12 protein-coding genes are annotated in these 11,106 nt (G+C 43.6%); 2 read left to right on the top strand and 10 right to left on the bottom strand.

Annotated features, from left to right (window positions below; genetic code table 11):
* Positions 1–83 precede the first annotated feature (83 nt).
* The 8 genes from A3763_RS09125 to A3763_RS09160 all read right to left on the bottom strand — a co-directional run bounded on the left by A3763_RS09125 (position 84) and on the right by A3763_RS09160 (position 3,998).
* Positions 84–416, bottom strand: a complete 333-nt coding sequence (locus A3763_RS09125; RefSeq protein ID WP_068511193.1) for a Qac family quaternary ammonium compound efflux SMR transporter — start codon at positions 414–416, stop codon at positions 84–86.
* Positions 417–602: 186 nt separating this feature from the next.
* Positions 603–893, bottom strand: coding sequence for a hypothetical protein (locus A3763_RS09130; RefSeq protein ID WP_068511499.1), 291 nt, complete (start codon positions 891–893; stop codon positions 603–605).
* 102 nt (positions 894–995) lie between these two features.
* Positions 996–1,316 (bottom strand): hypothetical protein, encoded by a 321-nt coding sequence (locus A3763_RS09135; protein ID WP_068634255.1) that lies wholly within the window; start codon positions 1,314–1,316, stop codon positions 996–998.
* An 89-nt stretch (positions 1,317–1,405) separates the two neighbouring features.
* Positions 1,406–1,720, bottom strand: a complete 315-nt coding sequence (locus A3763_RS09140; protein ID WP_068634256.1) for a hypothetical protein — start codon at positions 1,718–1,720, stop codon at positions 1,406–1,408.
* A 99-nt stretch (positions 1,721–1,819) separates the two neighbouring features.
* Positions 1,820–2,281 carry a hypothetical protein gene (locus A3763_RS09145; protein ID WP_068553633.1) on the bottom strand — a complete coding sequence of 154 codons (462 nt, stop codon included), beginning with the start codon at positions 2,279–2,281 and terminating at the stop codon, positions 1,820–1,822.
* Positions 2,282–2,372: 91 nt separating this feature from the next.
* A complete protein-coding gene (locus A3763_RS09150; RefSeq protein ID WP_068553631.1) occupies positions 2,373–2,861 on the bottom strand; it encodes a hypothetical protein in 489 nt (162 codons plus the stop codon).
* 1 nt (position 2,862) lies between these two features.
* Complete coding sequence (locus A3763_RS09155; RefSeq protein WP_068553632.1) at positions 2,863–3,459, bottom strand: hypothetical protein; 597 nt, start codon at positions 3,457–3,459, stop codon at positions 2,863–2,865.
* A 122-nt stretch (positions 3,460–3,581) separates the two neighbouring features.
* Entirely contained in the window at positions 3,582–3,998 is a 417-nt protein-coding gene (locus A3763_RS09160; protein ID WP_156495027.1) for a hypothetical protein, read from the bottom strand.
* A gap of 296 nt (positions 3,999–4,294) precedes the next feature.
* On the opposite strand from A3763_RS09160, the gene A3763_RS09165 reads away from it, so the two are divergent.
* Positions 4,295–5,278, top strand: a complete 984-nt coding sequence (locus tag A3763_RS09165) for an integron integrase (protein ID WP_068759992.1) — start codon at positions 4,295–4,297, stop codon at positions 5,276–5,278.
* Positions 5,279–5,334: 56 nt separating this feature from the next.
* Here A3763_RS09165 and A3763_RS09170 read toward each other — a convergent pair whose 3' ends face one another.
* Entirely contained in the window at positions 5,335–6,921 is a 1,587-nt protein-coding gene (locus tag A3763_RS09170; RefSeq protein WP_082865111.1) for an ABC-F family ATPase, read from the bottom strand.
* A gap of 204 nt (positions 6,922–7,125) precedes the next feature.
* Between A3763_RS09170 and mfd the strand changes: the two genes are divergently transcribed.
* Positions 7,126–10,581, top strand: a complete 3,456-nt coding sequence (gene mfd, locus A3763_RS09180) for a transcription-repair coupling factor (protein WP_068553071.1) — start codon at positions 7,126–7,128, stop codon at positions 10,579–10,581.
* A gap of 74 nt (positions 10,582–10,655) precedes the next feature.
* Here mfd and A3763_RS09185 read toward each other — a convergent pair.
* A partial coding sequence (locus A3763_RS09185; RefSeq protein ID WP_197482868.1) for a CoA transferase occupies positions 10,656–11,106 on the bottom strand: 451 nt, incomplete at its 5' end.

The following is an 11,106-nucleotide window of genomic DNA, read 5'->3' on the forward strand; positions in this document are numbered from 1 at the left end:
TGTGCAACAATGAGCGAAGCGAATGCACAAAGCCGCGGAGCGGAGGTTTTCCGACTGGTGCAACTTGTTAGATGCATACTGGACTAATGTGCACTGGTTTTTGAAAGCAAGTTGAGAACAACAACGCCACCAACGATTAAACCCATGCCAACATACCCCCAAAGGTCAAGTTTTTGCCCGTGCATGAACCATGCGACTAGAGTTACTAAAACTATGCCAAGCCCTGACCAAACTGCATATGCAATACCAACAGGGATTGATTTCAGAGTAAGTGAAAGTAAATAGAAAGCAGCGCCATAGCCAATAATAACAAGCAGCGATGGGGCGATTTTAGTAAAACCTTCACTAGACTTAAGACTGGATGTTGCAATTACTTCACAAATAATAGCAGCGGATAAGAATAACCAGTTTTTCACAGTTTTCTCCAATGTATATATTTTTCGAAAGATTAAACTAACCCTTTAAAAATGAACAGTCTTGTTCTTTTGGAGAGGCTGTGAGCACATGGGGCATCTAACGCCCAGCTAAACGGAGGAGTAACAATGGCGGCATTTTTGGAACAAAAATGATGCGATTGTTACGGAGTCCGTTTGAGCTGTTGGTTATGTGCATTTTTTCTTTGTTACTTTGATGTCAGTATAAGTATTCATGCAGCTAATACGCTGTTCAGTTTCACTTAGCTCTATTGAAGGCGGAATATCAAAGTGCAATCGTAAAGCTTCGAAGTTGATATCCTTGACCAAGTGACAAAAGTATCCCGTTCTGTTTACACCCCAAATATATTCGTTGGCAGACTTATTTCCTGAGCTAAGCAAAAACTCTACAACGAGGTTAAGATGGCTATAATCAGGTTCTCCTTTCTTAGGATACTCCAATATTTTTACTTTGCTCATTGCAAGAATTCCATTCATTAATACACATAACGCCTTTAGCTGCGGCGAGCGATAGCGAGTCCAGCCCCGGGGCTTTTTCCGGGGCGAGGCAGGCTAAACTTGTTAGAGTTGATTGAATACTTTTGCTGCATTGTTCTTAATTGATTCCTGGCAAAGCTCAGACTCTACGCATTGTTTAAGTTGAATTTGAAGAGACACGGACAAACTGCTTAAAGTTTCCCTAGCCTGAATAACATTGCCATGATCAATATCTTTGATTGCTTCGCTAACCAGCGAGCGATCTATTAAAGCTTGACCAGCAGTGCTAGACAACCACCTTGCCGTAGTATCTTTATTAGCAACTGAGTAACCGTAACCACCACCAATTAAAAAGGCTACGACTACTAGAATAACAATGGAGATTGCCTTTAATTTCTTTTTCATATTTTTACTCTAACGCTTTTAGCTGCGGCCGAGCGCAGCGAGGTCCAGCCCAAGGTTCCCTTGGGCGATGCAGGCTAAACTGGTTATGATTAACTTCCCCATTTATGTGCCCCAGATATAAACCAGCCTTTATCATTTTTGTCGAAATAGTAGGTAAAGCCTTCTTGGTTTTCTCTGCTTTCGAGCTTACCAGCCATTACATCTAAGCACTTGGGTGACCAGAAACTCATATATACGATAGTTTGGCCCTCTAATAAGGAAATGATTTTCGGCATTTCTTGGGACAAAAATTCTGGAGTAACACCTAATACTGGAAAGTGAGCTTTGGGCTTTCGGAATTCCTCACAGGCTTGAGAGGCCCCTGATAAAAGTAGTAGGAATACAATAAGCACACCTTTATACATTTTTACTTCCTTGATCATAACGCCTTTAGCTGCGGCGAGCGATAGCGAGTCCAGCCCAAGGCGTCCTTGGGCGATGCAGGCTAAACTTGTTAAGTTTGATCATGATGAGCAAAACTCGAAATATTTTTGCTTTAAGACGGTATTGATAATCTCATCGCGAGCCGATCCATGCAGTCTGATAGCTTCAGCAAGGACCGATAAATAAGGGTACAAAACTGCATAAGTGTTTAAAACTAACGGATCAAGAGTAACTTCTAGATATTCGCTAGTTAGTGTTTTCCAGCAAACTTTGATCGATTCTAACTCGAGATACAAAGTATGGACATAATCTGGAGAATCTTCATTTTGCGCGATTTCTTGGATTAATTTAGCAGCGCGACTAGCCAAGTGTATGCGGCGTTTATCATTTTCATATAGATCAATTATTTGTTTATCAATGTCATCACGTATACCATTTCTATCGACATCAGGTAAAAAATCAAGAGGCGCAAAGCCCGACATTTCGGCTTTAGCTGCGCTGCATACGATCAGTGCGGTAAATAATATTAAAATCCTTATCACTAAAGTAACCTTCCTTTATGAGACTTAACGCCGCGTTAACCGCGCGAGCCGAAGGCGAGTCCGGTTGAACGCTTGGTTAGAATTTCTTTATTTAGTACGTTTTAACTTCAAAATACTTTATTTTCTTGTTTTCAATAACTGGATCGATCACGTATATATTCCCAGCTTCCAGCCGCGCGATGATATTATTATCTTCTACTCTAGTTCGCTCCATTTCTGCGTATGCTTCAGAGCTTGCTACAATGGCACCAGTATCAACGCTTGCCCCCATGGCTCCGCCAGCAACACCTCCTGCAATAGCTCCTGCGATATATGCACCTTCATTGTACTTGTGACTGGTTACCTCAATTTCATACTCTCCGGGTTTGACATATAACCATCGTTTAGACTTTCCAGAAAGTTTTTCGCCATTAATTGACTTAAGTAACACTGTATAAATTGTTCCAGCCCTTTGTCCTTCACTGTATGTATACAAGATTGCTGACTCGCTTTTAGGGGTATTCTTTGAGACGTTGAAATAGCTAGAGGCACACGAACTAAGCAAGCTAGCGAGTATTGTTATTGAAAGTAGCTTGATCATCTTAATTTAACTCCAAATAATCCTGAGAAACATTATCCACTATAGAGGCAATATCGTCTCCAACATCGTCCGAACTCATAAATGGAATCATAGAAAACCCAGCCATTTGATACATATGACTTGAATACAAATGGCTAGACACAATTTGACCATTTTCAAATCGGTTAATTTTTACGAGCACATCGAAATCGGTGCTAATCATAGGTAGAACAAAAACTGACAAGCCACACCAAACTGCAGATAAATACGAAAGGGGATCAAAGTCACGACTTTCATCACCTGCGGTATTATCAACAATAGAAACAATTTCAAGATAACTCTGAGGAAGCTCATCTTTCTCAGAGAGAAATTTTGCTTTTATACCTTTTTTAGAAAAGCTTTCTTGGAGTGCATCTGCAACTAGCGTGTTAACCGTTGAATAGTCAGACCAATTGGCATAACTATTAATCTTAAGAAATACAGAATCACCAGTGTTAAATGTAGTTTGATCACCTTGAACATATTCTTCTTGGAAAGAACTTGAGGAAAAATGAGCGCAAGCTGGTAAAAGAGCAGAACAAACAGCAATGAAAATTAATATTCGTATTTTTTTAATCACTAATACTTCCTTTTGTGGATGATGCCTAAAAATTCTAACGCTTTTATAAACGGCGCGCGTGTCTTCGCGCGTCCAGTGCAGCCCACGTTCCTTTGTGGGCGGAACGAGGTTTGATAAACTTGTTACATGCTAAACTTCTTGGCAAAAGCTACCATTAACATACCACACAATATCACCCAAATAGCCAATGACTGTAATCCAATTTTACCAATTAGCTTGAATGCATTTGGTTTAGATCTGAAATACAATCTTGGATTACTATCATGAACCCACACCGTAAAAGGTGAACCTACACGATAATCTGTTTTGTCGTACATTGGGTCAATATGTATTTGCTCGATAGCAAGGCTATGGCGAGTCTTAATTTTGATATTGATCGATATAACAACATCAACGTCTTTTTCAACTTGAACGATCTCAGCCTCGACTGCCTGTGCTTTAATAACCTGCCAGTTATTTTTGACACGCCAAACCGCAATAGCTAAAGCTATAAATACAACAATTGAATTGTAATATAGTAGAAATTCAGTATCAGTCATTTTGGCATGTAACATTTGAATCTACGACATAAGGTCGTATATCCATTTGTCGTATATCCTTTTTTAAAAAAATTCTATATCACACGAATCCTACATCATTTCTGGAGTCCGATGAAGTCCAAAGTTTTTGCAATTTACAAAGTGCGACTCGTGTCGCCTATCCTTTTATTACAAGCCTTCATAATTATTTGTTTTTAAATAGCTTTTACCGTATTTTAACGGTAGCTATAGATATACGACAGGAGGTCGCTTTTCATAGCTATTTTGACTCACTCTTAAACTAAAGGATTAGTTTTATGGATGATATACCACTACCTCTCCCTAAAAAGCCCGTGCGCTTTATTGATCAGTTTCGAGCATTTATTCGTAGTAAACAAATGGCCTATAAGACCGAGAAAACCTATTGCCATTGGGTAATACGTTTTATTCGTTTTCACAACAAAAGGCACCCCAAGGAAATGGGGGCTGTCGAGGTCGATCAGTTTCTGAGTTCTTTAGCGCTCGATCAGAGCGCCGGGGTCAATACGCAGAAGACTGCGCTCAATGCCTTGGTTTTTATGTACCATAAGTTTTTGAAGATTGAGCTAGGTGATCTTGATTTCAAGCTGAGCAACCGGCCGCAAACAATTCCTACGGTATTTAGTCATGCCGAGGCGCTGGCGGTAATAGGTAAGTTAGATGGCGTTTACCTTATGCTAACAAAGCTGATGTATGGGGCTGGCCTTAGGGTCATGGAGGCGGTTCGTTTGCGGGTTCAAGACATCGACTTTGCAAATAACTGCCTAATAGTGCGTGAGTCTAAGGGGCTAAAGTGGCGGCGCACGCTGCTTCCCAAGTCCTTGATTGAGCCCTTAAAAGTTCAAATAGACTATGCACTCGCGCTGCACGCGAAAGATCTTGAAGAGGGCTATGGGGCGGTCTATCTTCCGGGTGCCTTGGCACGTAAGTATCCGAATGCTGCAACAGCCCCTGCATGGCAATACGTGTTTCCGGCGAATTCGCTTTCGAAGGACCCGCGAGCTGGTATTTATCGCCGTCACCATTTAGGTGAGCGTGCGGTTCAACGGAAGATTAAAGAGGCTTTGAAGCTCGCTAACATATATAAAAAGGCTGGCTGCCATACCTTTAGGCACAGTTTTGCTACCAACCTACTACGAGCGGGAACAGACATTAGGGCAATTCNGGAAATGTTGGGGCATTCCAATATTTCAACCACCCAGATCTACACACACGTTGTTGGCATACAGGAGCGAGGTGTCGTAAGTCCGGTCGATATATAACAATGCTAAAAAAGGGGCTTTACGCCCCTTCATTCAAAACCTTAAGAGCAAGGTTTTTACTGGGCCTGGCTCTCTAGGTATTCATCATAGTTACCGTTAAAGTCGACTATGCCATCAGGCGTAATCTCGATAATACGTGTCGCCAAAGATGAAACAAATTCTCTATCGTGAGAAACGAACAGTAGAGTTCCTTCAAACTTTTCTAGCGCCATATTCAAGGATTCAATAGACTCCATGTCCAAGTGGTTAGTCGGCTCATCCATCACAAGAATATTTGGCTTCTGAAGCATGATCTTGCCAAATAGCATCCTGCCCTGCTCTCCACCCGAAATCACTTTGACTGACTTGTTGATATCGTTCTGAGAGAAAAGTAAGCGACCAAGAGTGCCACGAATCACTTGTTCGTCATCACCTTCTTGCCCCCATTCACCCATCCATTCGAATAGATCTTTGTCTTCTTCGAAATCTGAAGCGTGATCCTGAGCGTAGTAACCAATATTGGCATTCTCAGACCACTTTATTGTACCAGCATCATGCTCGATGCTATTTGTAAGGCACTGAAGCATGGTGGTTTTTCCGATACCGTTAGGGCCAATAATCGCGATACGCTCGCCCACTTCAACCATCAGGTTAAGGTCTTTGAAGAGCGTTTCTTCATAGGTCTTGGTCAAGCTTTCAACTTCAAGCGCCATTCGGTGAAGCTTCTTTTCTTGGTTAAAGACGATGAAAGGGTTTTGGCGGCTCGAGGGTTTGATATCATCAAGCTGAATTTTATCAATCTGTTTTGCACGCGAGGTGGCTTGCTTAGATTTAGATGCATTGGCTGAGAAACGAGCGACAAAGGCCTTTAATTCTGAGATCTGTGCTTTCTTCTTCGCATTATCAGACATCTGGCGTTCACGTGCCTGAGTCGATGCAAGCATGTATTCGTCATAGTTGCCCGGATACAGACGTAATTCACCGTAGTCGAGATCAGCCATATGCGTACAAACACTATTTAAGAAGTGTCTATCGTGCGAGATGATGATCATCGTACAGTTACGCTCGTTGAGAACACCTTCTAGCCAACGAATGGTATTAATATCCAGGTTGTTGGTCGGCTCATCGAGCAGCATGATATCGGGTTCAGAGAAAAGTGCTTGCGCGAGTAAGACACGAAGTTTCCAACCCGGTGCAACTTCGCTCATTGGGCCATAATGCTGCTCAACCGGAATACCAACGCCAATCAGTAATTCACCCGCTCTAGATTCTGCACTGTAGCCGTCCATTTCAGCGAATTCAGATTCAAGCTCGCCTGCGCGAATACCGTCTTCTTCACTCATTTCAGGCTTGGCGTAGATCGCATCACGCTCCGCTTTGATTGACCAAAGCTCTTCATGCCCCATGATAACGGTATCGACAACACTAAACTCTTCATAGGCGAACTGGTCCTGCTTTAGCTTACCAATTCGTTCATTAGGGTCTTTAGAGACATTCCCCGAGGTAGGCTCTAAGTCACCGCCCAATATTTTCATAAAGGTTGACTTACCGCAGCCATTGGCACCAATTAGGCCATAGCGGTTGCCCTCACCAAACTTAACTGAAACGTTTTCAAATAACGGCTTTGCGCCAAACTGCATTGTAATATTCGCGGTAACTAACAAGGTATTGCCTCAAGATCTGGGTCATGGTTCAGCTATCTATTAATAGCGGCGCGAATTATGCCACAAAGAAAGCGCTTTCGTTAAACCAAAGCAAAGATTTTTGTATCTCGTTTGCTAAGGGCTTATATCGGGGTGCAATATTCCTCGATCAAAGCTATTATTCGCCCCTTATTTCTGCCGCCAATTCGAGAACAGTAACTTAGCATGAATGTCTCTTCTATTTCGTCAACGCTTATTCCTTCAGTGCCCGCTGACCATAAATACTGGGGCTCCATTCCTCAAGGTGCTAGCGCGGCGACACTTTACGAGTTACTTAATGAGATAGAAGGCTTTTGTTTATATATCGCTAAAGATTCGCAACAAGCCTACGCAATGGAAAGCGCGTTTAAATTCTTTAACGAAGGCAAGCATGAGGTTTATGTTTTCCCTGACTGGGAAACACTTCCCTACGATACATTCTCACCCCATGAAGATATTATTTCTCAGCGTTTGGAAACTCTCAGCAAGCTTCCTCTTGCTAAGCGCGGCTTACTTATCATCCCGCTTAATACGCTATTGCATCGTTTGCCACCAAAAAGCTTTTTGAACGCGCACACCTTTTCTTTAAAGAATGGGCAGACATTTGAGCTTGAAAAGTACCGCCGTATGCTTGAAGAAGTTGGCTACAGAAATGTTAATACCGTTTATGAGCATGGCGAGTACGCAATACGAGGCTCAATCTTTGACCTTTACCCTATGGGCAGTGAAGAACCCGTTCGTATCGAGTTGTTTGATGATGAGATAGAAAGCCTGCGTACATTCGACCCGGATAACCAGCGTTCAAAAAATAAGATCAAATCGCTAAAGATTTTACCTGCAAACGAATTCCCATGGGACGATAAAAGCCGCATGAGTTTTCGGAACCGTTGGTTAGAGCAGTTCCCAAATGCGGCATCAAACTGTCCTTTATATCGAGATATCAAAGACGGAATCAAACCACACGGCGTTGAATATTACAGCCCGCTGTTTTTTGAAGAGATGACAACACTGTTTGACTATTTACCTGAACAGTCACTTGTCATTACGCCAAGTGACATGCCTGAATTGCTAGATCATGTGTGGAGCGATATTAACGGCCGTTACGAAGATCGAAGGCACGATATCCAGCGCCCTATTCTTCCGCCTAGAAACCTGTTCCTGACAACTGACGAATTATTTTCTGATTTAAAGCAACACCCAAGGTTAACCTTATCCACCGCGAGATTAAGTGAAGGTGCAGGTAAATCAAACTTACCTTTTGATGTACTAGGGCAAGTAGGTGTCGATGACAGAAATACCGATCCACTCAGTGCGCTTAAAACGGCAATAGACGCCTTTGCCGGTAAGACGCTGATCATTGCTGAAACCGCGGGCAGACGTGAAGTACTAAGCGAGTTGTTCACACAGTACGCCTTCGCATTCGAAGACACTCAAAGCTGGCAAAGCTTTCTGCAAACAGACAGCCAGGTACAGTTAGTAACTGGCAGTTTGTCGCACGGCTTTATTTCGCAAGAAGCGTCACTTCAGGTTATCACCGAAACAGAATTGTTCGGCCAGCGAGTTGTACAGAGCCGACGCCGTAAGAAATCTAGTGATAATTCTGAAATGATGGTGAAAAACCTGACGGAATTATCCATCGGCGCGCCGGTCGTACATATTGATAATGGCGTTGGCCGCTATCGCGGTTTAGAAACGATCAAAGTGGGTGATCAAGTCGATGAGTTTCTAATGCTTGAGTATGCCAACGAAGCCAAGCTCTATGTTCCTGTATCTAACCTCAACCTTATTTCTCGATATAGCGGAACTGACGAATCACTCGCTCCGCTGCACCGTCTGGGAACTGAAAAGTGGAGTGCAGCAAAGCAAAAAGCCTTAGAGAAAATTCGTGATACGGCCGCAGAATTGCTCGAAGTTTATGCAAAGCGTGAAGCACGCTCCGGATTTAAATGTGATAAACCTGGTGAAGCTTACCGCGCCTTCTGCGCCAATTTCCCGTTTGAAGAGACACCCGATCAGCAAGCTGCGATTAAGGCAGTGCTTCGCGATATGACACGCGAACAGCCGATGGACCGGCTCGTCTGCGGAGACGTTGGTTTTGGTAAAACTGAAGTGGCGATGCGTGCCGCATTTGTCGCAACCTACTCGGGTAAGCAGGTCGCAGTGCTCGTTCCTACGACACTTCTTGCGCAGCAGCATTACGAGTCTTTCCAAGATCGATTTGCAGGCACGGCGGTTAAAGTCGATGTGCTATCAAGATTCAACTCTCCAAAAGATCAGGCTAAAGCGCTGGAAGACCTAAAGGCTGGAAAAATAGATATTATTGTCGGTACCCACAAGCTGATTCAAAAAGATGTTAAGTACAAAGACCTTGGTCTTTTGGTTATTGACGAAGAACATCGATTCGGTGTGCAGCAGAAAGAAAAGATTAAGTCTTTCCGCAGCGACGTAGATATTTTAAACCTTACCGCCACGCCAATACCGCGTACTTTAAATATGGCGATGGGCGGCATACGCGATCTATCGATTATCGCCACACCACCTGCTAAGCGTCTGTCAGTAAAAACTTTCGTTCGTGAGCGCGAAGATGCTTTGATCAAAGAGTCTCTCTTGCGTGAGATTCTGCGTGGTGGTCAGGTTTACTACTTATTTAACGATGTTAAAAATATTCATAAAGAAGCTGAGTACTTAACTAAACTGGTACCTGAAGCGCGAGTTGGCATTGCCCACGGTCAAATGCGTGAGCGTGAACTTGAAACCGCGATGTCAGACTTTTATCACCAGCGCTTTAATGTTTTAGTTTGCTCAACCATCATTGAGACCGGCATCGATATTCCTAATGCCAACACCATCATGATAGACCGAGCTGATAAGTTCGGCTTGGCACAGCTACACCAGTTACGTGGACGCGTCGGACGATCACACCACCAGGCTTACGCCTATCTCATGACACCCAGCTCTAAAAAACTTAGTGGCGATGCTGAAAAACGACTTGAAGCAATTGTTGCCTCGCAAGAACTTGGGGCGGGCTTCATGTTGGCAACGCACGACCTAGAGATACGTGGTGCAGGTGAACTATTAGGTGAAGAACAAAGCGGCCAGATTCAGAATATCGGTTTTACCCTATATATGGACTTGCTAGATCAAGCCGTTAAATCGCTTAAACAAGGAAAAGAGCTCGACCTTGAGAACCCAATGCATGGCACCGAGGTGAACCTGCGTATTCCCGCAATTATTCCTGACGAATATTTACCAGACGTACATATGCGTTTAGTACTCTATAAACGTATTGCTAACGCTGCCGATAAGGACGGCCTAAAAGACATTCAAGTCGAAATGATTGACCGCTTCGGTATGTTACCTGACGCTGTGAAAAACCTAATGCGTCAAACAGAGCTGAAGCTCAAAGCCGATCCTGTTGGCATCGATAAAATCGACGCAGGCGAGACCTCCGGTAGTTTTGAGTTTTCAAAAGACACGAAAGTCGACCCCTTGGCCATCGTTCAGCTAGTGCAAAAGAACCCGATAAAGTACAAGCTAGAAGGCGCCACAAAACTTAAGTTTGAGCTTGAGGCCAAGAACGCAGAAGAGAAATTAAGTGAGATTGAAGCGCTGATTGCGTTATTGAGCAAGGCCCCGACTTAGCCTCAGCTGTAGGCAGAGCCTTCCACGGCTCGCTGGCAGGTTAGCACGAGTCAGGTTCACAGCGAGATATATGCTTACTTAACACACTTCCCCTCTCTAAGCCCCTGAACTTGCTCATCACTATAGCCCAAAGACTTTAATACATCTGAGGTATCTGCCCCCAAAGGTCTCCCTGCTTGCTTTATGCCTTCAGACTTAAATGGCAATGCGCTATTTATTTGTTGAATCTCGTTGCCTGTCTCATCTACAGCGGTGGTAATCATGCCCCGCGCTATGAAGTGAGGGTGCGCTGCAGCCTGGTTGATACTCAATACAGGTTCTACACAAGCATCTAAGTTGCCAAAGACGTCATTCCAGTGAGCTTGGTCTTTTTCGATCACTTTTGCTGCAATTGCTGCCTTGATTTCTGTTTGGGTTTCGGCTCGTTGGTCGGCAATCTTATTCTGGTAAGCTGTCAAACCTAGGGTAGATAGCAAAACCATCGCGAAGTTTGGTTCCAGGCTACCGACCGAAATATACTTGCCA

Source organism: Oleiphilus sp. HI0128, from assembly GCF_001635365.1.

Excerpts from the sequence above, each read along its gene's own strand:
- A3763_RS09135 (WP_068634255.1), bottom strand. The coding sequence starts at position 1,316 with ATGAAAAAGAAATTAAAGGCAATCTCCATTGTTATTCTAGTAGTCGTA.
- A3763_RS09140 (WP_068634256.1), bottom strand. The coding sequence starts at position 1,720 with ATGTATAAAGGTGTGCTTATTGTATTCCTACTACTTTTATCAGGGGCC.
- A3763_RS09150 (WP_068553631.1), bottom strand. The coding sequence starts at position 2,861 with ATGATCAAGCTACTTTCAATAACAATACTCGCTAGCTTGCTTAGTTCG.
- A3763_RS09160 (WP_156495027.1), bottom strand. The coding sequence starts at position 3,998 with ATGACTGATACTGAATTTCTACTATATTACAATTCAATTGTTGTATTT.
- A3763_RS09130 (WP_068511499.1), bottom strand. The coding sequence starts at position 893 with ATGAGCAAAGTAAAAATATTGGAGTATCCTAAGAAAGGAGAACCTGAT.
- mfd (WP_068553071.1), top strand. The coding sequence starts at position 7,126 with ATGAATGTCTCTTCTATTTCGTCAACGCTTATTCCTTCAGTGCCCGCT.